At 47.1% G+C, this 22,320-nt stretch carries 17 protein-coding genes and 1 pseudogene; 6 read left to right on the top strand and 12 right to left on the bottom strand.

The features are described from left to right. Both ACNA6I_RS23530 and ACNA6I_RS23525 read left to right on the top strand, forming a co-directional pair. Nucleotides 1–511, top strand: a 511-nt coding sequence (locus ACNA6I_RS23530) for a carotenoid biosynthesis protein (protein WP_416314310.1), incomplete at its 5' end; no start/stop codon positions are given. A gap of 108 nt (nucleotides 512–619) precedes the next feature. Continuing rightward, nucleotides 620–991, top strand: coding sequence for a hypothetical protein (locus ACNA6I_RS23525; RefSeq protein WP_416314309.1), 372 nt, complete (start codon nucleotides 620–622; stop codon nucleotides 989–991). Nucleotides 992–1,148: 157 nt separating this feature from the next. On the opposite strand, the pseudogene ACNA6I_RS23520 reads toward ACNA6I_RS23525, so the two are convergent. From ACNA6I_RS23520 to ACNA6I_RS23485, 8 genes and pseudogenes are all read right to left on the bottom strand, one after another. Then, nucleotides 1,149–1,343 (bottom strand): annotated as a pseudogene (locus ACNA6I_RS23520) (D-galactonate dehydratase); the annotation flags it as partial. Nucleotides 1,344–1,398: 55 nt separating this feature from the next. Further along, complete coding sequence (locus ACNA6I_RS23515) at nucleotides 1,399–3,366, bottom strand: glycoside hydrolase family 2 protein (protein ID WP_416314308.1); 1,968 nt, start codon at nucleotides 3,364–3,366, stop codon at nucleotides 1,399–1,401. 12 nt (nucleotides 3,367–3,378) lie between these two features. Beyond that, nucleotides 3,379–6,489: a sugar-binding domain-containing protein gene (locus ACNA6I_RS23510; protein ID WP_416314307.1), complete on the bottom strand. Its 3,111-nt coding sequence runs from the start codon at nucleotides 6,487–6,489 to the stop codon at nucleotides 3,379–3,381. A 32-nt stretch (nucleotides 6,490–6,521) separates the two neighbouring features. After that, nucleotides 6,522–7,400, bottom strand: coding sequence for an SMP-30/gluconolactonase/LRE family protein (locus ACNA6I_RS23505; RefSeq protein WP_416314315.1), 879 nt, complete (start codon nucleotides 7,398–7,400; stop codon nucleotides 6,522–6,524). A gap of 14 nt (nucleotides 7,401–7,414) precedes the next feature. Then, a complete protein-coding gene (locus ACNA6I_RS23500) occupies nucleotides 7,415–8,200 on the bottom strand; it encodes an SDR family NAD(P)-dependent oxidoreductase (RefSeq protein ID WP_416314306.1) in 786 nt (261 codons plus the stop codon). Between the two features lie 21 nt (nucleotides 8,201–8,221). After that, complete coding sequence (locus ACNA6I_RS23495; RefSeq protein WP_416314305.1) at nucleotides 8,222–9,052, bottom strand: carbohydrate ABC transporter permease; 831 nt, start codon at nucleotides 9,050–9,052, stop codon at nucleotides 8,222–8,224. An 11-nt stretch (nucleotides 9,053–9,063) separates the two neighbouring features. Continuing rightward, nucleotides 9,064–10,002 carry a carbohydrate ABC transporter permease gene (locus ACNA6I_RS23490; RefSeq protein ID WP_416314304.1) on the bottom strand — a complete coding sequence of 313 codons (939 nt, stop codon included), beginning with the start codon at nucleotides 10,000–10,002 and terminating at the stop codon, nucleotides 9,064–9,066. Nucleotides 10,003–10,064: 62 nt separating this feature from the next. Next, the gene (locus tag ACNA6I_RS23485) at nucleotides 10,065–11,360 is read right to left on the bottom strand and encodes an ABC transporter substrate-binding protein (RefSeq protein WP_416314303.1); all 1,296 of its coding nucleotides are present in this window, start codon (nucleotides 11,358–11,360) and stop codon (nucleotides 10,065–10,067) included. A 232-nt stretch (nucleotides 11,361–11,592) separates the two neighbouring features. Between ACNA6I_RS23485 and ACNA6I_RS23480 the strand changes: the two genes are divergently transcribed. The 4 genes from ACNA6I_RS23480 to ACNA6I_RS23465 all read left to right on the top strand — a co-directional run bounded on the left by ACNA6I_RS23480 (nucleotide 11,593) and on the right by ACNA6I_RS23465 (nucleotide 16,992). Then, complete coding sequence (locus ACNA6I_RS23480; protein ID WP_416314302.1) at nucleotides 11,593–12,819, top strand: ROK family transcriptional regulator; 1,227 nt, start codon at nucleotides 11,593–11,595, stop codon at nucleotides 12,817–12,819. A gap of 202 nt (nucleotides 12,820–13,021) precedes the next feature. After that, nucleotides 13,022–14,002 (top strand): LacI family DNA-binding transcriptional regulator, encoded by a 981-nt coding sequence (locus tag ACNA6I_RS23475; protein ID WP_416314301.1) that lies wholly within the window; start codon nucleotides 13,022–13,024, stop codon nucleotides 14,000–14,002. A gap of 144 nt (nucleotides 14,003–14,146) precedes the next feature. After that, on the top strand, nucleotides 14,147–15,541 hold the full coding sequence (locus ACNA6I_RS23470) for a PTS transporter subunit EIIC (RefSeq protein ID WP_416314300.1): 1,395 nt from the start codon (nucleotides 14,147–14,149) through the stop codon (nucleotides 15,539–15,541). A 14-nt stretch (nucleotides 15,542–15,555) separates the two neighbouring features. Beyond that, complete coding sequence (locus tag ACNA6I_RS23465) at nucleotides 15,556–16,992, top strand: glycoside hydrolase family 32 protein (RefSeq protein WP_416314299.1); 1,437 nt, start codon at nucleotides 15,556–15,558, stop codon at nucleotides 16,990–16,992. A 767-nt stretch (nucleotides 16,993–17,759) separates the two neighbouring features. On the opposite strand, the gene ACNA6I_RS23460 is transcribed toward ACNA6I_RS23465, so the two are convergent. The 4 genes from ACNA6I_RS23460 to ACNA6I_RS23445 all read right to left on the bottom strand — a co-directional run bounded on the left by ACNA6I_RS23460 (nucleotide 17,760) and on the right by ACNA6I_RS23445 (nucleotide 21,690). Beyond that, nucleotides 17,760–18,203 (bottom strand): JAB domain-containing protein, encoded by a 444-nt coding sequence (locus ACNA6I_RS23460; RefSeq protein WP_416314314.1) that lies wholly within the window; start codon nucleotides 18,201–18,203, stop codon nucleotides 17,760–17,762. A gap of 734 nt (nucleotides 18,204–18,937) precedes the next feature. Then, nucleotides 18,938–19,183: a hypothetical protein gene (locus ACNA6I_RS23455; RefSeq protein ID WP_416314298.1), complete on the bottom strand. Its 246-nt coding sequence runs from the start codon at nucleotides 19,181–19,183 to the stop codon at nucleotides 18,938–18,940. A gap of 671 nt (nucleotides 19,184–19,854) precedes the next feature. Continuing rightward, nucleotides 19,855–20,286, bottom strand: coding sequence for a hypothetical protein (locus ACNA6I_RS23450; RefSeq protein ID WP_416314297.1), 432 nt, complete (start codon nucleotides 20,284–20,286; stop codon nucleotides 19,855–19,857). Nucleotides 20,287–21,120: 834 nt separating this feature from the next. Further along, on the bottom strand, nucleotides 21,121–21,690 hold the full coding sequence (locus ACNA6I_RS23445) for a restriction endonuclease (RefSeq protein WP_416314296.1): 570 nt from the start codon (nucleotides 21,688–21,690) through the stop codon (nucleotides 21,121–21,123). Between the last annotated feature and the right edge of the window lie 630 nt (nucleotides 21,691–22,320).

Below are 22,320 nucleotides of genomic sequence, written 5' to 3'. Positions count from 1 at the left end.
TGAGTCCATCGGTACCCACACCGGCCTGATATTCGGTGAGTATACGTATGAAGCAGATTTCGGACTGATGTTCCTCGGTGTACCGATCACAATGGGACCGGCGTGGCTATCGGTCATGGGAGCCAGTTTGGCCTTTTCTAAGTTATTCTCCTTTCGTCACAGGACCGTGATACTGGTTCCACTTTTTGCAGTGTGGTTGGACCTGGCCATCGATCCCGTGGCGGCCAATGTAAAATCCTACTGGATCTGGGCGGACGGTGGATTGTATTATGATATTCCTTCCCAAAACTTTCTCGGATGGTATCTGACTGCCCTTTTATTCGCCATCCTGATCTCCAGATTCGAACAAAAAACGACGATAGAGGCATTAGAGCGGAATAATCAGTATCTCTTCCTGATGCTGCATATCCTATTTGGTTTCACCGCATTCATTTTTGGGCTATACGGCGTCTTGGCCGTCGGAGTCTCATCGAGCATTTGTTACTTACTTTGTAAAATCTGCGGCAAGTGAGTGCGCCTAACAAAAAGATTTAGAGCATCATCGGATAAAATCATGATGGAAAGCCCGATTATCAAAACGAACTATTTAACCCTAAATCATTGGAAAGAAAGGAATATAATGATGGATTGGAACGACAATAGCGTAGAGCAAGAAAAAACAATACTCTTAACTAAAATCGGCTATCTATTTGGGGTGGTCATTTTAGGTGTTGTAGGTATTGTAATAGTAGCTTGGTATATCTCGTACTCCGAAGAAACGCAATTAGAGATAAGCCATTCCCCAAATAAGATTAACTCCATGGAGATTGTAAAAAAAGACGATTTTCCCGACCCTAACATAAGAATTACGTACGGTGATAAAAGCATTATGAAAACAAAAATCCCTGACAAAATATCTATCGAATGGAAAAATGATTATCAAGCCACTCTTATCCTAACAAAACAAGGAAGAGAGCCCGATATTGTTGAAATAGAATTTGATGTAAATTGAAACACTTAGACATAAAACGAAAAGAAAATCACACCTTATGAATACCAAATTGTTAAGGATTTCGTGATTAATTGTTTCATTATTAACAATAGACCTTAAAAGAATAAAAGAAAAACCCCCTATTAAAAGGAGGCTATTACTTAAAAAACAAGCTTCATCACCACTCCGCAATACTGCCATCTTGGTGGCGCCAATGAGGGTTTCGCCACTGATGGCCGATCTTGGCTTGTTCCTTCACATATTTTTCATTGATAGTTATGCCTAGACCAGGACCTTCAGGAATCTTTACGTGTCCGTCTTCATAAGCAAAGACGGAGGGGTCCTGAATGTAGTCCAGTAGATCATTCCCTTCCTAATTTATAGGGATTTACATCCTCGGTTCCCTCATTTGAAGAGTTGCTTCTTTCTCAAGGGTTTGGATTAACTGCTTTTTTGAACGCTTTATACACCTGTTTTTTCTCCAATTTATCGAATGTTACAAGTCCCATAGCAGATATCCCGTTGTAGTCATGGTTATATGTCATCCGTTGCTTGTAATCCTTTAATGCCCAAAATGTATACCCGGCCATGAAGTCTTTCCTTTCCGTAGCCTGATCCCAGTGCTGCCTGAACTGTTCGGCCTGCCAAGACTCGGTTCCCTGCTCGGTCACCGGCCCATCGTTACCGAGGACAGACCATGTGCCATTCTCTGTGATCAAGATGGGTTTGCCTGGATGATTCCGATGCACTTGATCCAAGGTCGCACCGAGATCGGCATTCTGACCGTAAAAGTAGCCGAAGTATTCATTAAATCCGATTACATCGGCCAGGTCGAAGGCAGGATCCCAACTCGTGGATGATGCCCATGTTACTGGACGATCCTGCGGGTCAAGGGCCTTGATAGCATTCTTCATGGAGGCAATCCAATTTCGATACACAGCTGCATCGGATGATTCCGATTCATTCTGCAAGCCCCACAGGATGACTGATGGCCTGTTCACCTGATTCCAAGCCATAGAGGCCGCAATAGCATCAGAAAGGCCATAGGTGTTCGTCTGATACTCCTGCTGTTCCGTGTTCAGCCACATATTGTCAATATCGTCCATTACAAGCAACCCATTCTCATCAGCAAATTCATATACATAAGGATGTCGATTGTACACGCTGTTGCGGACGAAATTCGCATCCGTATCAAGGATCATACCCAGCTCTTTTTTGTACTCATTCTTCGTGAGGGAGCGACCACTCTTCGCCGTTTCTTCATGCCAATTTAGGCCTTTCAGGAAAATCGGGCGATCGTTCAAGAGGAGCTTTCCTCCTTTCACCTCGATTGTCCTCATCCCAAATGACGTTTTCAGCCCGTCCTCCGTCTTTCCTTTAACGCTCTGGAGTTTGACGGTCACATCATAGAGATGGGGAGATGACAGATCCCAATGTTTTGCATTCGGGATAGAGATCGTTTCACTCAAAACCTTGGTCTCCCCAGCATTCAAGGTGACTGTCCGCTCAATTTTCTTCCCTCCCGTACGGCGCTCCGGGTCGAAAATTACCCGTTTTTTCGCTACCCGGTCCCCGTGATTGTAAAGGACCGCCGATACATCAAGCTGTTGCCCGGCCGCCTTCGTCAAAATTTTGCTGACGGTGACTGGAGAAGTGACCTCCACATACACATCCCTAGTGATACCCGCGTATGGCCAGTAGTCTACAGGCTTGTAAGGGAGCTCTTTATCATCTGTAATCGGATTCTGGACGTCTGCCTTATAGGAATCGTACCAAGGTCTTCTGAATACCCTAACCGCGATCACATTGTCCTTTCCGGCTTTTACATAAGGACTTGCATCAATGGAGAACGGAGTGTGTCCCCCTTCATGGGTAGCGACGTGTTGGCCATTGATGAACACCATCGCTTGGTAGTTCACTCCGAGGAAATTAACCTTGATAAACTGATCATCCCATTCACGATCAGCCTTGAAAGTGGTCCTAAACCAGGCATATCCATCATAAAAAGCCGTCCCCTCTCCATACCGGCTTCCATCATAGGAGCCGAATCCCGGGGTATCAAACAGATCCCAGCTTGAAGGAACACTCTTCTTCAACCAATGCTTGTCATCATAATCGGACTGGTACCACTCTTCGTCCATCCCCTTTTGTTCTGGGTCAAAAGTGAAGCGCCACTTTCCATTTAAAGAGATGGTATCCCTTGAGCGCTCCTTGTCATCCCAAGTATCAAAGGACGGAACCGGCTTCCCATATTGAAAAAGGACGTTCGTACCGTCGATCTCCTTGATTTCCGTGTGGGAAGGTTCCCTTTCTTCCCCTTTTGCACCTGCGACCGGGAGACCGGTACTTGACAATAGAAGAAAGCCAACAGCCATAATTCCCAGCCACTTCTTCATTGTTTTCATCTTTTACACCCTCTCCGTTATGGATGATAATACTTCAAAATCTCTATGACCTGCCCTGATCCCAGAAGGCAAATCGATATAGACGACCCTAACGAATCTCGCTTCATCCGAGAAGGCATCAAACCGGACAATACTCGTATCCGTCTGACCCGTCTGATTCACAACGAGCCTCCATTGTTCCCCGTCATCGGAAACCTTGATGGCATAGAGATAATTACCTTCCTCAGCAAATGTAATTCTCGTTCCTGCGATTGGAACCTTCGCACCCAGATCGACCTGCCACCAATGTCCTTTTCCATAATCGGCTGCACTCCAATACGTATGGGACTTACCGTCATTACCCTTACCTGCACCGTGCTGATATGATAATTCGCTGTCAGCACTGGCCACCTTTCCATGTGCGAGATTTTCTTCCTCTTTAACGATCTCTCTACCAGAAGAGAAAAGGCGTTCAATGTCTCCCATTGATAACGTCTGAGTCGGCAGGAAGTAATCCCCGGCGGCATACTCCTTCAAGCTCCGATGAAAATGCACGATTTCCACGGCATCCCCGTCCGACCCAATCGTACAGACAAGAAGCTTTCCTTCTTCCACCTTCGCCTCGAATAGATTCGTCAATCGCTGATTATGGAAGAAGTTTGGGATAACCGTGGTGATCGGCTTGAACCCAACCGGGAAATGATCGATGTTCAGACTCACCGACTGCTCCAAAAGCGTTTTCCACTGGACGTTTGCGGATGCCTCTGTTGGAAAAGAGCAGAAGACAGGGTGGGAAGGATCACACCAAATACCGCATGGATCCTTGCTCATGAAATGAACCGGGCTCCAGAAGATCGGGAAGAACTTCCCCGGCAGTGGATCCTTCACGCTTTCCCCGTCAGCAAGGAGGACGACCCTTTCTCCTGCTTCAAGGCGGCTTTTGACCTCAGGAGTGAAGGCGGACGCATAGTAGACAGCACCGTCAGAATCCGATGTCTTCGCCACGGCCCGTGGGTACACCCATACCTCCCACTGATTCTCGTATTCCGTCCCTTCAATGGCAACATGTAGCTGGAGCACCGCCGCCGAATCTAGACTGCCTAAGTAAACAGGTTGGATTTCAGGCAAAGAGGTGAGGCCGCCTCGTTTCACATGGATGTCTTCGAAGGAACCAGACCCAATCACGTTCCCTTTATTCGCCAATTCCCAAGTAATAGTGGCACCCTTAAAGTCACGGGGACCGTAATGGCTAATCTCGATGTTCCCCGTAAAAGACTCGTCGTTCCCATAGATACGTTTATCCATCTTAAATAGTGGGACAACTGGCCCACAGAAGCGACGAAATTCTTCTGGAGCAATGATCCCCTTACTCTCATAAAAAGAGTCTAAAAGTCCGACGGTCGCCGTGCTCTGACCAGGGAAATCATGTAGGCCGAGAAGCTGGAAACCTCCGAACCCCCTTGTCCTTAATGCCGCCTCAATCTCCGCCTTATAGAGAAGGGCGGCCAATCGACCGGACCCCATTTTGAAATGGCTTGCTTCAGCAAGGAGCCCTTTTGCCTCCAGATCTTTCTTGATCGTCTCGAAATTATGGGGGACCAAAGCTCCTTTATAGTCTTCTATTTCGTCTACGTCGGGATAAACCGCATATTGCCCAATTTCGTGGGAAATGACGGGAATGTCCCGCTTGCTGACTGCTTCCTCGTAATGGAGCGAAGTCCCTCTGACTAGCTCATCGAGGAAGTATTGCCCCCTCACCCCCACTCCATCAACGGACTGTGCAGCAAAGTAATCATCGGCCGGGTCAGGTTCCCGGTCCCAGTTCGTCGTCAACGTGTAAAGGAAGCGATCGTCCTTCGCTTTCAGCTCAGTAATCATCCGACGAAGAAGGTCAAAATCTCCATTCAATTCGTTGCCGTTACTGAACAAACAGAAGCTGGGATGATTTCCGTAGGTGGCAAGGATCCTCTCAGCCTCCTCCAGCAAGTAGCTATAGTGATTCTCATAGGAGCCAACGGGATATTCGCTCCATGTATCCATCCACATGACGTTTTCGATGTTAAGGTAAATCCCCAGTTCATCGGCCGCTTCAAAGGCGGCTTCAGGAGGGCACCACGAATGGAAGCGCACATGATTCAGACCGTGATCCTTGACTGCACGGTATACCCTACGCCATGAATCGACGTCCATAGGCGGATGTCCCGTGAGTGGAAAGACGCAGCAATCGATGTTTCCGCGGAGTAGCACCGGATTCCCATTCACCTCGAAATTCGTGCGCCTTGTTTTGAACTGCTTCATGCCGAATCGGACGCATCCTACTTCACCGGGAATTGACCATCTCCAACCCAGCGTGTACAGATAAGGAGAGAACTCATCCCAATACGTCACGTCACTACCCATGTCATATGTCACTTCATAAGTCGCGCCCGGAACTACTCTCATCTTCACGGGAGTACCGATAATTCCATCATCCATGTCCTTCACAGAGAAGTCGATCTCCGCTTCTTCTCCGCCCTCATCCACTTTGAAAGACACACCTACCGCGTTTCCGGCGACATCTGGACGAATCTTCACCCGCGCGATTCGGAGCGGCTCCACAATCTGAAGCTCGATCCGACCGACCATCCCATTCCAGATCGTCTGGGTTTCATCCGTATAGGCACTCGAATGAGGTCCAATGTTCTGAACGTCGCGATTATCAATCCGAACCATCAAGCGATTCTCACCGTCCAAGCGAATAGCATCGGTTACATCATACATATGGGGGGCGGATAGGCTCTGATTCATCCCGACGCATCTGCCATTTACCCATACCCGGGATTCAACCATCACCCGCTCCAAGAAAAGGTAAATCCTCTTCCCTTTCCCATGGGGGGGCACTTCGAAATGCCTTCCATACCAAGCCGCACCAACATAGCGGAAACGCTGTCTCAGGCTTCTTACGGGTTCCTTGGTCATAGCATAATCCAGCTTCAGCTCTTCGCCGACCCCGTTGATCGCCGTCGTCCCGGGTATCATAAACCCCTTGCCTCCGAGCTCCTTCGTTTCCCACCCCTGCGATAATCCTACATCTGCCTCATCCAGAGCATATTCCCAGCTTCCAGACAGATCCAACACCTTACACCCAACATCCATTAAGCCTTGAACGTCCTTACCTTTCGTGATCATCATTCCACCCCTTTGTAATAAGAAGATGGTGTGCCTGCAACTCCGGGTTCGAAGGCGAACACGCTACCCGATAATGGAGACTCCTGAATCTCTTGTTCCGTCATTCCGTAGCGAGCCGTCGTAATAAAGAGCGTCTTATGGTCGGCTCCACCGAACACACAAGACGTCACGAGACTGACTGGAAGATGGATGGAATCCTCCCAGCGTCCAGTAGAAGGATTAATCTTGGCGACCTTTCCGCCTCCCCACAGAGCGACCCAAAGATTCCCTTCCGAATCAATGGTCATCCCATCAGGCGATCCTTCTTTTTCCGCAAAAGAATAGACCTTATGACGATTCGAAATCTCTCCCGTGGCAGGATTATAATCGAAGGACGCCACCTCTTGGGTAGGAGTGTCGATGTAGTACATCTTCCCTTCCGCCCTATCCCAGGCCAATCCGTTTGATATGCTGACGGAATCAAGCATGCCAATCAGACCATCCTGATGGAGTCTGAACAAAGCCCCTTGCCCTCTTCGGTTGTCCATGTTCATTGTGCCGATCCAGTATCTCCCCTCGGGATCACATTTCCCATCATTGAAACGATTGCCGTCAGGCCAATTCCCCGGCTCTACTAAAAGATTCAAGTCCCCAGTATTGAAATTGAAAGAATAGATCCCGTCCTGAAGGGCAAGAATGATCCCACCCGATTCCGCCTTCACGACTGAGCATACGTGCTTTTCGAACCCAATCCCCGTATTCATTCCCTTCTCGACATCATAGATATACAATGTATTATTCAGCAGATCGACCCAGTAAAGGACGCGCTTTTCCCCGTCCCAAAACGGCGACTCCCCGAGAAGAGCATCACATTCTATTTCCACCCTTACTTGATTCATCACTCTACTTCACCTCAGCATATATCGGAATGATATAGATTTTTTGAAAGTCCTCCGTCGAGGAAAATTGATTCACCAGTCAGCTTAGCCGATTCATCCGATGCGAGGAAAACCGCAAGATTTCCTATGTCTTCAGGTTTACAGATCGTGGAAAGAGCATGGAGTTTGAGAACCTCCTCTTCCACCAAGGACGGATCCCCCTGCTCGTCGAGCCACCTCCTATAATGAGGTGTATCGGTAAATCCGGGGCAAATGGCATTGACCCGCACGTGATCCTTACCGGCACTGAGGGCAAGGCTCCTGGTCAAGGCATTCAGTCCCCCCTTGGCGGAAGCATAGATTTCGGCATCGCAAATGGTCGCTGCGGCATGGTTGGAGGAGATGTTGATGATGGATCCCCCACCGGCCTCGATCATGGATGGAAGGGCATATTTACTGCTCAGGAACGCTCCGCGGAGATCGATATTCATAACCCTATCCCAATCCTCCAGAGTACAGTCGAGAATATTCTTGAACAAAGTAATCCCTGCATTGTTCACCAGAATGTCAATCGTCCCAAACCGAGAAACCGTCTGTTCAATCATGGCAATGATGCTTTTTTCCTCCGATACATCGGTCTGGACGAACAGAGCCTCGGTGCCGATGTCCATTAGCTCCTTCTCAGTTTCCTGACCTTCTTTTCGTTCCAGGGTGGCGATAACGACCTTGGCCCCTTCCTCGGCAAACTTATAGGCGATCCCCCTGCCTATCCCCCTGCCTGATCCCGTCACGATGGCTACCTTACCTTGCAATCTCTTCACACTAACAACTCCAATCCTTTACTACTTAACAGAGCCATTCGTAAGACCCTCAATAAAATGTTTCATCATCAATAAAAAGGCAATCAGCAGCGGAATGATGCTGATGGTCGTCCCGAGCATGACAGCCGATACATCCGTTGCATATAACGTACTCAAATTCGTCAGGGCAAGAGGCAGAGTGAACAGATTCTCATCGTTCAACAATAATAGCGGGGTTTGGAAGTTCTGCCACGCATTCAAAAAGGTCAAGATTCCCAAGGCAGCGAGCCCCGGTCTGATTAATGGCAGTACAATTGAGGAGAACGTGCGCAGATCCGAAGCCCCATCAACTTTGGCTGCCTCGTAAATTTCCTTTGGTATGGCACGGTCAATGAATTGGTACAGCCAGAATACCCCGAAAGCATTGGCCGCCGGAGGGATGATCAGACCCCAGTGCGTATCCAACCAGCCTAGGTTCTTAATGACAATGAACCAGGGAATCAAGCCTGCAAGGGGTGGGATCATGATGCTCCCAATAATGATACCGAGGACAAGCTTCCTTCCCCTTACGCGCGTATATTTCGATAAAGCATAGGCGGTTAGACTGCTGACCAATAGCACAAGGAGCGTCTGAAGCCCCGATACATAAAAGCTATTCCATAATGCCTTAATAAATGGAATCCCCTCTAGTAAACGTTGAAGATTATCTCCCGTAGCCGAACCAAATGTGATGGGCGGGGGGAATTTATACACATCCTCACGGGTATTGGTGCTGAGGATGACCATCCAGGCAAGAGGCAGGATATAAAACAATGAAATCAACGAGGCCGCAACATAGATCGCGGACGTTTTAACCTTTGGTTTTAGTTGCATACACCCACCCCCTACTCTTTCTTATTAAGAAACTTGGAATTAATTAAAGTCACGATTAAGATCAGACCAAACAGGACATACGAGATTGCAGACGCTAACCCGAAGTTAAAATCTTTGAATGCTGTGTTGTATAAATACATCCCCATCGTCATACCCGATTGCAGAGTTCCTCCGGTCCCATTAGTAAGGACAAACGGTTCATCGAACAACTGAATACCGCCCGTCGTAGCCGTCACGAGGCTTACAAGGATGATTGGTGCCATTAATGGTAATGTAATGGAGCGGATAATCTGAAATCCCTTCGCCCCATCAATGCGCGCCGCTTCGTACAGATCCTTGGGGATGGTCTGTAACCCCGCCAAAAAGATGATCATATGCCAACCTGTCCAGCGCCAGACGATCATCAGGACGATGATTGGCTTGATCCAGAAGGTGGAATCCAACCAGTTGATTGTCACCGGATCATCCGCGAACAAGCTCAGAAAGGCATTAATCAGACCTGAATTGGAGGAGAACAAAATCCCTACGATGATCGATGTTAGGGCGGGAGCAACCAATAACGGGAACAAGAATACCATCTGATAAAAGCTCTTTGCTTTCCGCATATACTCATTGATAGAGAAGGCTAGGAAGAACGCAAGTCCCAACGTCAGGATTGTAGAGAAGAACCAGATGAACAGCGTATTGTAAATTGACTTTAAAAAAATTTGATCTTTGAATAATTGAATATAGTTTTCCAACCCGATGAATGTCGGGGCACTGAACCCATCCCAAACCGTAAAACCGAGGAACAAGGAGCTGATGATGGGGATGGCATTGAATAGGAGGAACAGGAGGAAGAACGGAAGGATAAAGAGATAGAAATTCCTCGTTTCAAGGCTCTTTTTAAATCTGGTCTTCTTAATCCCTTGTTTATTTACCGGGACGGACTCTTCCAATTTGGCACTCATAGATCTAACTCTCCTTTCTAAGAAGCCAGGCATAGCATGCGCCGTGCCTGGCAGTCTATCAATTAATTCCCGATCTTCGCCTTAACTTGCTTCGAAGCTTCTCCAAGCGCCTCTTCCGTTGTCATCTTATCCTGGATGACATTAGTAATGGCACTTCCCATCGCTTCGTTGACGATTGGATCTTTCGCATTGATAGTTGGAGCTTGCATTTCCTCTGAAACTGTTCCGAATACTTCATTGACAACCTGATCCTTGAAAAAGGCATTCGGCTGATTGATCCAATCTTCCTTCTGAGCATCTACTAAGGCAGGATAAAGATCATTCTCCGTATACATCGTTTTCAGGGAGTCTTTGTTACCAGAAATGAATTGCACCAACTTCCAAGCCTCTTCTTTGTGTTTGCTTGTCTTTAAAATCGAGAGGAAATCTCCGCCGCGATTGAAGGACTTGTTCCCTTTGTACTCAGGCGCGAAGGTGACCCCCCATTTCCCCGCAGAATCCGTTGCGTATGCATTTTTCAACAAGCTGCCGAACCAATTTCCTGAGAAGTACGTGGCAACGGTCCCGTTTTGCATAGTAGCATTCCACTCATCGGACCACTCCTTATTCGCTGGTGACACGATGCCAGCCTTGTGAGCCTTGCTCACATATTCAAGGGCTTCTGCAGAATCAGGATGCTCGACCTGTGGATTACCATCCTTATCAAAGAAGGACACACCTGCTTGAGACATAATCGTTCCATAGATTTCATTCGGAGTCGCAATCATCCACTGCTTCCCTTGCTTCGTCAGATCCCCACCAACCTTGATATAGTCATCCCATGTCTTTAATAGCTCATGAACCTCGGCAGGCTCTGTTGGAAGACCGGCCGCTTCGAAGAGATCCCTACGATAGAACATGGCACCTGGCCCCGTATTCTTAGGAAGAGCAAAGATTTCACCGTTTTCTTTTTTTACATAGTCCCAAGCGAACTGCGCGTAATCACCCTCTAATTCCCCGGCATTGAACGGCTTCTTTGAAAGATCGACGAACGCATTCTTCTCCTTGAACTGACCAACTGTCTCGATCTCCAACATCGCAACATCCGGCCCTTTCCCAGATACCAGCCCGGATAGAAGCTTGTTCGGATAGGTTCCATTTGCGAACGCTTGGATCTTGACCTTGATATTTGGATTCTGCTTCTCAAATTCAGGCATCAACTTTGCCAATGTTTTATCATTGTCGGGCCAAGTCCAAAGGGTGAGCTCCACCTTTTCATCTTCAGTGCTTGAACCTGTACTCGAACTGGAACAACCCGATAATATCAATGAGACCATAAGCAGACACGACAAACCCAGTAATAGCCAATTCTTTTTCATACTCTTCCCCCTTAAAATGAAATCGCTTACTAAATTTAGTATAATAAGGTTACTTTATTAAATCAATAAATTTTTCTGAAAAATAAGAAAAATAAAGAGAAGGCTAATCACGCTAATACCTTGGTTTAAATTGAATATAAAAAGAAAATACGGTATACTGAATTGGAAGAATAAACTAATGAAGATTGATTATATTTTAAAATAACTTTATTAAATAGCAAGAGGTGGTACGATGAATTCAGTCATGACAAAATTGAGCAGGGACACTATGCGGATCTATAATCAGAAGCTTGTACTAAAGTTGATTAAGGAACGAGGTCCATTATCCAAAACCCAATTATCCAAGATGACGGAATTGACAGTCCCCTCCGTCACGGATATTCTGTCCGAGCTCGAGACTTATCAATTGATTGAGAATATCGGACAAACGAAAAGCAAGCGTGGGCGGTACCCCTCTCTTCATAAAGTGAATGCATCGACGCTGAACGTCATTGGTGTAACCATTGGTTCAGTCTCGATCCGCTCGGGGATATGTGACCTCGATGGAAAAATACATTCCATACAATCCATCCCTCTCCCCGATGATCCTTCTCCTGAAAAGGTTTTGTCCATCGTTGTTTCCATGATTGATCAATACAAACAATCCCCAGCTACTATCTACGGTATCGGTGTTGGAATGCATGGGATTGTGGATCCCCTAGAAGGGGTTGCGGTCTATCCACCCCATTTGAATTGGGATCACTTCGATTTTGCTCATCACCTTGAAGAAGCGACCAGCCTACCAGTCCTCATGGATAATGACTGTAATACCTTAGCCTTGGCAGAAAGATGGTTCGGGAAGGGGCAAGGAACCCTCTCATCCATAATTTTGAATGTAGACTATGGAATTGGAGCAGGAATTATCGTTCAAGATAGGCTCTTCCATGGAGTCAACTTTGGAGGGGGACAGGTCGGTCATACGATTGTAGCTGAAAACGGTCCAAAATGCGTATGCGGCAACTACGGTTGCCTTGAAACACTGGCAAGCGAGCCTTCCATCACCAAGGAGACCATCACCATGGCGAAGAAAGGATTCCCCACAATCCTGAAGGAATGGAAACCAGACCTCGACACCGTTACCATCGACGACATCTACAAAGCATGCGGGGCGGGCGATAAACTCGCCATCGAAGTCATTGAACGCGCTGGACGATACGTGGGCATCGCCATCTCCACCATTGTCAACCTGTTCAACCCGGGTAAAATCATTCTTACAGGGGGTATTCTTCAAGCACAGGATGACTTCTTCCAACCCATGAAGGAAAATGTATTTAACTACTCCTTGAAGACCAACACCAAGGATCTAATACTTATCCCTTCTACTCTAGGGGTTGACTCCGATGTCATTGGAGCAGCTTCCCTGTGGGTCAATGAAGTACTAACGGGGGATATGTCGTTAGGAATCATCCTTGGCCAGTAGTCAGAGCACTTCTTCATCAAAATTAGATATTCGATAGATAATGGGGAACCCAGCGGCGGTGCGGGCCGTGCCTTCTTGCCTCCCCCGCTGTTTCCCGGCCTTCGTTGCGTACAGGAATCCTTGAAGAAGCCAGATAAGAGGAACACATACATAGAAGAATGCAGGACCGACCTGCTTCGTAGTGAAGAAAGGATGTTAAACCATGGTGAGCATAAAAGATGTAGCAGAACGGGCAAACGTTGCAAAAAGCACCGTATCCCTTGTCATCAATAACAATGGCTATGTTTCAGAGCAGACAAGGGAGAAAGTGGAGAAGGCCATGAGGGAGCTGAAATATGTCCCCAATCAGTTGGCCAAAAACCTATCCAGCCGCAAATCGAATCTCATTGGAATCGTCATGCCCGATATCCTTCATCCCTTCTTCTCCACCTTTATCAAGCATGTTGAGAAGGAGCTATATGAGAAGGGCTATATGACGATGGTGTGCGGATCCGTTGGCAGGAACCATGTTGAGAAGGAGTACATCGAGTGGCTCAACCGGAGTACGATGGACGGAATCATCATGGGGGCCCACAGTCTGGATATCAGTCATTATGTCGGAACGGATCGGCCAATCGTAAGCCTAGATCGCTTCTTGAATGAGCGAATCCCCATGGTCTCATCCAATCACCATCAAGCAGCAGAATTGACCATCGAGCGCCTGGAGAGTAGCGGGTGCACCCATGCCGTTCAATTCGTAGGATCAAGGAAATATAATCTTGGAAGTGATACCTATGTGGATCACTGCAAACGGATGTTTGAAGAGAAAGGCTACCGCCTCGATTTCTTCGAAATGGACTCCAATACATTCACCCTTGAACAATATATGAAGGCCGCCTCGACGGCAATGGACAAGTATAAAGGTGCAGATGCATTCATCGGGTCGGATCTCGTCATCTCCCAATGCCTGAAGATTGCCATGGAGAAGGGAATCCGGGTACCTGACGACCTGAAACTGATTGCCTTTGATGGCACCTATGTGACGAGGATAACGTCTCCTGTCATCACCGCGATTGTCCAACCCATCGAAAAGCTCGCGAGCCTTGCCACCGATGCCCTCATCGATCAAATTAATGGAAAACCGATAAGAGAACACCATATGATCCTTGATGTATACATACAAGAAGGGGAAACCACCCTCTGATGAAACGTTTTCAAAAAAAGATTGACAGTACCATTCAACGGTGATAGATTTTTACATGTAAAACCGGTTCGATATTCACTGGTTTTGCATTTATTTTGCTCTTATATAAAACCGGTTCGATAAATTGAAAGGGGATTCGTTTCCATGAAAAAAGATCCAGTCATAACGGCAAAAGGCGTCATTGTAGCGCTGGGAGGAGCAGACAATATCCTTTCGGCCACGCACTGTGCCACCAGACTTCGAGTGGAAGTTCGCGACGCTTCACGAGTTCAAGAGGAGAACATCAAAGAGTTAGACGGGGTGGCAGGCTATTTCGAACAGAATGGCCAGCATCAAGTGATCTTGGGAACAGGGTTCGTCAATAAAGTCCACTTGGAAGTGACCAAACTTCTAGGACATGCTCCCCCCTCGTCAGACCAAGTGGAAAAGCCTAAAGGCACGGCATTTCAACGCGTAACCAAGGATATTTCCGATATTTTCATCCCAATCATCCCAATTCTTCTCGCCACAGGTATCCTGATGGGGCTGCAAGGATTATGGGTCAACGGATTTGGTTTCACTATGAGCAAGAATGTAAGCGTTATTTTCTCCGTCTTGACCGAGACGGCCTATGTATTCATACCTGTCCTCGTCTGTTGGTCCGCGAATAAGAAGTACGGGGGATCACCGATTATCGGAATCGTTCTCGGCTTGATGCTTGTCTCCCCCATCCTCCCTAACAAATGGGATGTAGTGAACGGAGCTGCAGATCCCCTCCTCTTCCCGATCGGTCCCATTGACTTGACGATCGTCGGCTATCAAAGTTCAGTCCTGCCGGCCCTTTGCATGGGAATTGTGGCAGCACTTCTTGAGAAGAAACTGAATAAAGTCATCCCTGATCTCGTCAACATGCTTTTCGTACCATTCCTTACGGTTTCGATTTCGCTATTGACTGGTTTATTCCTAGTGGGACCTATCCTGTCTCTCATCGAGAAAGGATTGACCGACCTGATCCTATATAGCTTGACACTACCATTCGGAATCGGTGGGATTGTCTATGGGGGCGGAATCCAGCTCCTATGCGTGGTTGGCATGCATCACACGGTGACACCGGTTATTGTCAGCATCTTCGCCCAGACCGGCCTTGATTACATCAACCCACTGGGCACGGCCGCCATCGCCGGTCAACTTGGAGCTGGACTTGCCGTTGTCATGATGGAGCGCAACAGGCGCAAACGGAGCAAGATGGTACCCGCATTGATTCCTGCCTTGTTCGGGATCTCAGAGCCCGTGATGTATGGACTGACCTTCCCCACGTTAAAGCCATTCTTCATGGGGTGCTTGGGCGGAGCCGCCGGAGGTGCGTTCGCTGGCATCATCCAACTTGCTGCGAAAGGTACGGGTGCTTCCATGATTCCAGGGGCCTTCTTATACCTTGACGGTGGACTGTTTTCGTATTTGATCGTCCTCGCCATCTCCATATCTGTCGCCTATGTTGGAACAGTGCTCATCACATCTCGCGACAGGAAAAAACAACAACTTGAACAACAAATTGCTTGATAGAGAGGGATAAAATGCATTATATCGACTTTTCTAATCGTCAGAATAGGAATGTCCGTCTGACGGACGTATCCGATGACTACTTGAACGCCATTCGTGAACAAGCGAAGAATGACCCCTATTATCCGGGGTATCACATCGCACCGGAACACGGACTATTGAATGACCCGAACGGTTTGTACCAGGATGAGGAAGGCGTCTACCATCTCTTCTATCAGTGGTTCCCCATCGGTCCCGTTCACGGGTTGAAGTATTGGTACCACGTTTCGACGGAGGATTTCATCCACTATCATGACCACGGGTGCATGATCTCCCCTGATCACCCGGATGATCATGAGGGCTGCTACACGGGAATGGCCTTGAAAGATCAAGGGGATGTCCATCTGTACTATACCGGAATCAAAGGAGAGGACAAGATCCCCACCACCCTTCACGCGCAGATCAAGGACGGGGAGCTGACGCCCAAACAGGCCATCGCTCGCTGGGATCCCACCGTTTCGACGCTTAACTACCGGGATCCATTCGTTTATGAGAAGGACGGGAGCTATTACATGCTCGTAGGTGCTGAGGATCTTGAACACAAGGGAATCATCATGCTATACAAAGGGGTATCCCCGTCCGAATTCACATACTTGGGCAATCTTATACTGTTGGATCACCATTTCGGCTATATGATCGAGTGCCCAAACTATTACGAGGAAGATGGGATGGGCATCCTGATCTTTTCCCCACAGGGAATCGAGAGCCCCAATCGATACGATTACCGCAACGTCTTCTCCGTCGTTTATGCTGTCGGATCTATGATCAACCCAGACACCCTTCAGTATGACCAAGATACATTTTACGAGTTGGATAAAGGTTTTGACTTTTATGCACCGCAGGTCTTTAGAGATCGGCACGGGCGCCGCATCCTATACGGCTGGCTAGGCAACTCAAAAAGTCCCTATCCGACAGATGGGAACCAATGGGCTCACATGCTCACGATCCCGAGGGAAGTGACCGTCGAAGGGGACAGATTGAAACAGTGGCCGCTTAAGGAACTTCACCAGCTCAGGGAAGAATCAATCCGCATCGAGGGGGAACATTTCCTTCAGACGAGAAGCCTTGAACTACGTTTCCGTGTCAGCAGCTCATTCCAGATCACCCTATCTAACGGACGAGGCGAATCACTCACCTTCCAATCTTCGGATGGCGAATATACCCTTGATCGTTCGAAGACCACCATCCTCTACAATGAGCGTTACGGGCAAGTGAGATACAGCAAGCGCCTGAATCCTGAAGAACACGAAGGGTGCCTGTATCTCGACCGCTCAAGCATAGAACTCTTCTTGGACGGTGGCCTGACCGTCTTTACTGGACGATTTTTCCTTGAAGACTTCGATCGGATCGATTTGTCAGGAACAGTTGGAACACTGTACTCTTTGAATGAAATTTGTACCGAGAAAGCATAAGCAGATCTCAGAACATCGTGACATGGGGACAGGCAAAACCTGTTGTTTATTATAGGGTTAAACGAAAAGATGAAAACGAAAAAAGGACCATTCCATGAACCAAATTTGAACGTTCTACAAGGTAAATAAGCTACTTCCCAACCTAGTAAAACCAGGCATTCCTATCAAAAGGAATGACCTGGTTTTTTGAACTATAAAGTAGACCTGAGGAAGAAAAATTTCTATAAAGCAATGCAGGCAAAATCCATAAAGAACATTTCTTGCTCTTTAATGGCTATTTTGACCCACCCGTTCTTCGGCTCGTGGGGTACGGCCTGAAAGGCAAAGGGATCAGGAACTTACGGACTGTAGGCGATAGGCGTACAGACCGTGGTTATCGAGCGCTTTAGTGCCACAGCGACACGTACAGGCCGTTAAAAAGCGTTCTGTGCTTTTTTACAGCCTGTCGTGCAGCCGCCCTGCTTTACAAGTAAGGGTATAAATGAAAGGAGAAGCTTACCAGCTTAATTGCCTGTGTAGCACTAACTGAGACATTAGGTTTCGGAGTTACCGTTCCAGGTCCATTTAGACCAACAGCTACCACAGAAGATTGGAAGGGTTCAGTACTCTTGAAAAATATAGCCTATATGAATTTCATTTAATCAGTGTTAATAAGGGATTTTTCTGTAATCAAAAACAATTACGTTTACGTAATTGTTTTTGATTACAGAAATGGTTTCTAATTCACAACTACTCCGACTAAAAAAGGGAGATTTCTCCCCCTTTTACTAGAGGTGCCCTTTTTCTTTCATGCTATAGAAGTTTGCTTTTGCGTTCACGATCAAGTGATCCAGGACCTCGATTCCAAGGAGTCGGCCACATTCTACGAGGCGACGTGTCACCTCGATGTCTTCCCTTGAGGGGGTTACGTCCTGGCTCGGATGCTGATGCGATAGGATGATCGAGGCGCTATTATTGAGGATGGCGCTCTTGAAGACCTCCCGCGGCACTACCAAACTCGCATTCAGTCCCCCTACGTGACACCGATGCACGGCCACCACGTGGTTTTTCGTGTTCATGCAGAGGATGAAGAACACTTCCCGGTCCTCATCTCCGATGAATTCTGCGGCGACATTTGCCCCGTCCTGCGGGCACCGGATGATGAATTTTTCTTCTTCCGCGACCTCTTTGATCACCTGTTTGATCTTAACCACTTCATATACTTTTTTCATGTTCATGTGAATCTCTCCCTTCCGTATTTGACCCCTACTGAACAATTCGCGCAAACGGAGGGAAGGGTTCGCTTACGAAGAAGCGAACTTGCCAGAGAGGGGTAGATCCATCCCAGGCTCTTCGGGATGAATCGTTCGAAAACGAGGGAAGCCCAATGACTTAGGGAGCGTTAGGAAGCGCACTTGTTCCTTACGGGCCCTTAGCCTACTTGGCTTTGCCGTTTTAGTTCCCCGAACGCCCGCCCTTCCCTCTGTCATAAGCGAACTTGTTACACTGAGGAGAAAGAAGGAAAGAGGAGGAAACTCTACCCCTCCCGGCTGCAGGAAGAACCGCAAGGGTCCAGCCGGTGCCGCCGAGGGTTCGATGCCCGGTAGGCGGCAAGATAAACGCCCCACTTTCACATTGAAAGGGGGCGTACTGTTGGAGGCGAAGCCGAAGACAGTCGGTTTGGAGGGGGTTCGACACCCCCTCCAAACCGTCCGAGTGCTCCCAAAAGCCTTTTTGACTGGGGACTTTCTTTTAGGAAAGTCACGAAAAAAAGGCGGTCGCCTGAAAAGCGCAGCTCTTTTAGGCGACCGCCTTGCGAGGGTTCGACGCCCGAAGCAAGGCGGCATTTCTAAAAAAACACTAACATTTACATAAACGTTTACGTAAATGTTAACGTTAATGTTATTAATTACGTATGTAAAATAAGAACGGAGGGACACACTGTCCCTCCGTTCTTCCTGACAGCCTACTCGATGGCCCACTCCCAGCCCTTCAAGTCATCGAAGGACAGAAATTCTTCTGTTTCAAGGTCTAAGGTGATCCAGATGCCGTGAGCCTCTACCTCAGTTACGTCGCCTTTGTAAATGGTGATACCTGCTTTCACGTACACCCGGTCCCCTTCAGCAAATTCACATTGGATCGACATGCTCTCTCCTCCCTGATCGTGTGTTGGTATCCTATACCCTTTTTCGCTATAAAATCGCTGTTTCATGTAAATCTCTCCCTTCCGTATTTGACACCCACACAACAATTCGCGCAAACAGAGGGAAGGGTTCGCTTACGAAGAAGCGAACTCGCCAGAGAGGGGTAGGTCCATCCCAGGCTTTTTGGGATGGATCGTTAGAAAACGAGGGAAGCCTAATGACTTAGGGGCCGTTAGGAAGCGCACCTTTTCCTTACGGCCCCTTAGCCTACTTGGCTTTGCCGTTTTCTTTCCCCGAACGCCCGCCCTTCCCTCTGTCATAAGCGAACTTGTTACACTGAAGAGAAAGAAGGAAGGAGAAGGGAACGTCACCCGCCCCGGCTGCAAGAAACCCGCAAGGGTCCAGCCGGTGCCGCCGAGGGCTCGATGCCCGGTAGGCGGCATGAGAAACGCCCCCTTTCAAAGAAAAGGGGGCGTACTGTTGGAGGCGGAGCCGGAGACAGTCGGTTTGGAGGGAGTTCGACGCCCTCTCCAAACCGTCCAACTGCTTCTAAAAGCCTTTTTGACTTGGGACTTTCTTTTAGAAAAGTCACGAAAAAAAGGCGGTTATCTGAAGAGCTGCGCTTTTCAGGTAACCGCCTTGCGAGGGTTCGACACCCGAAGTAAGGCGCCCTTGTCATAGTCATACAAACGGTATAAATAAAAAGAAGGGGCATGGGCCCCCTTTATGTTGCTATACACTAGTGTGCACTCAATCGATCTTCTACCCAGCAGTATAGTAACCAAGCTACATCTTCAGGGGTTTGATGTGTTAAATTAATGGTTAGAACCTGGGAATCTCGGTTCTCCTGCACCACTATCTCTGCCTCTTCGAATATGGAAACCTTGTTTGGTACAAGATAAGTCTTTTTTTTATCGCTTAAGCGATCAAACCCGTCATCAATCAGAGTCAAGGTATACACGGAACGAAATTCTTTTGATCCTGATGTATCGACGAGGTTCCGTACGGGATCCGCCTCCCCAAACAAAACGGTTGAGATAGCCCCTTCAGCGTTGTCACGGGCGATTTTCATCCAAAGATGGGGAAGTTGAGTCCCCCCATCTCCAACAAGTATATTCATATCGAAAATATAAAATGTAGTGGTCATTTCCTTAAGAGCTTTAGATACCATTGATTGGTGCCTCGTAGTTAGCCCTGTAATCAGGATTAATGATGGAAGCATCTCGCCACCCTTTCCGTTCGTTTTTTATCATATATGTGTATGTAAAGATCTTCTGATTGACGACAGCCTTCATTCAATCAAACCAAATTATTTCTTATGTCTTTCATACAAACATAAACATTCTTGTAATTGAAAATGTTTATGTAATCATAAACGTAATTGTTTTTATGTACTAGGATAAAGAACCCTCAATCATTCATTAGGTCAACAAAAAAAGAGCCGTTAGAGGACTCTTTTCACTAATCATCAGCACTATTTGCAAACATAGGGAAGGAGTAGGGCTTCCTTACGCTTTCTTGGACGCACTGAGGAAATCCAAAGAAGACCCCCCTGGTCCGAGTGAAAGGGAGCAATCCAACGGGCTACCGATGGCTGGGTTTGGGCGAGGAGCCCAAGGTCTGAGGAATTTCGGCTCATGGGGTACGGCCGACAGGCAAAGGGATCAGGAACCTACGGAATGTAGGTGAGAGTCGTACAGACCGTGGTTATCGAGCCCTTTAGTGCCACAGTGACACGTACAGACTGTTAGAAAGCGTTTTTGCTTTCTTATAGGATGTAGTGCTGCTGCCAGGAGGTTCTTTGGGTCTTTAAAGAGAGAGCACTGTTGATCGCTTAAGCGACAACCTGTTAACAACGAAGGACAGTGAGGAGACCTTTAGCACACGGGGAAGATAATAAAGTAAAAAAGCCCTGCTGATTACACAGCAAAGCTTACAAGATAAAACACTACATACATAACACCGAATTAATATAGCTACTTTGTTCTTAAGACCTTTAAAAGTCCTATAATTTTCTTGTTGTTTCTTGAATAGGAGGAATGTCAGCTGTCTTCTTCTTTAAAGTCAGTATCCAGTCAATCAATTGGTCACGATCAACCAATCTGACGTGATTTGAACTCGCTAGCCTCTTTGCTGGCTCAGTGAAAAAACTGTTGGTGATAACCCAGCACTCATCCGCGCTGTAATGGCTTTTAGCTGAAGCAATCTCTTGCACGGCTTTAATGCCAACATTTTTCTTATATCGCTTAGCTTGCACAATAATTCGTTGATCACTAGTGGTGAGGATCAAGTCAGCCCCATAATCTCTACTGGCGGGTGTCAATTTCACGCGAAAACCTAAATTCTTCAATAAGACTCTAAGGTACTCCTCAAAATCCCTTCCGGACATCTGATCGATTTCCCTGATCCCGGATTCTTTAAGCTTTTGTTCTCTACGAATATCCATCACAATCGGAATAGCAATGACCAAGCCTAAAATAAAGAAAACTCCTAACGTTATTAAAGGCTCTGACATTAAAATAGTCCAGAGTAGCCCAAAACCGATTTTAAATCCTTCTAAAAATCCTACATTCATACAAAACCTCTCCTTCCGATTCTGTGGCTTGCAGCTAACCAAAACCCTTAATGCGCCTAGATCGGTTTTGGGAGTATTAAAGGTTTTCTATAATTATAAAGGTAATGGTTTGTGTTAATGTTTGTGTAAATGTTTACGTAAACATTTACACTTAGGTAAACATTCTATTTAAATATGATACTTTTCATTAATCTTCTGTAAGATCCTACGTAGGTGTTTGTCTTTTCCACATTATAATGCTTGGGGTGCGGAAGGAGCTTATGGAGAAAGTAATGCCTCCGGGCCATCGTTTGAACTTTTCTCTTCAATGCTTTTTTTCTTACTTCATAGCCTCTACCACTATTCGGGACGGACTGCTTAAGAAGGGTTCCATCCTCTATCAGTAAAAGGGATGACTTTCGATTGGCAGTAAAATAAAAGGTGTAAGCTTGTTCATTGATAATGATGTACTCAAGCTCGATCATGTGTTTGTCGTAGAGGTGATTTTCGTAGTCAATGCTATCCCTTACATTCCCTCGGACGCTGATAATGTACTCCCCCTCTTTTAGATAAACTATACATTAATAAGTTATATTTTGCCACTTATGTAGGTATTTTGAAACGACAATGTGGCGGTGATTTAATGATACA

Source organism: Rossellomorea sp. FS2, assembly GCF_047915635.1.
GTDB classification, from domain to species: Bacteria; Bacillota; Bacilli; order Bacillales; family Bacillaceae_B; genus Rossellomorea; species Rossellomorea marisflavi_A.
The sequence above is the reverse complement of the archived record's forward strand: the minus strand, read 5'-3'. Positions and strand labels throughout refer to the sequence as shown.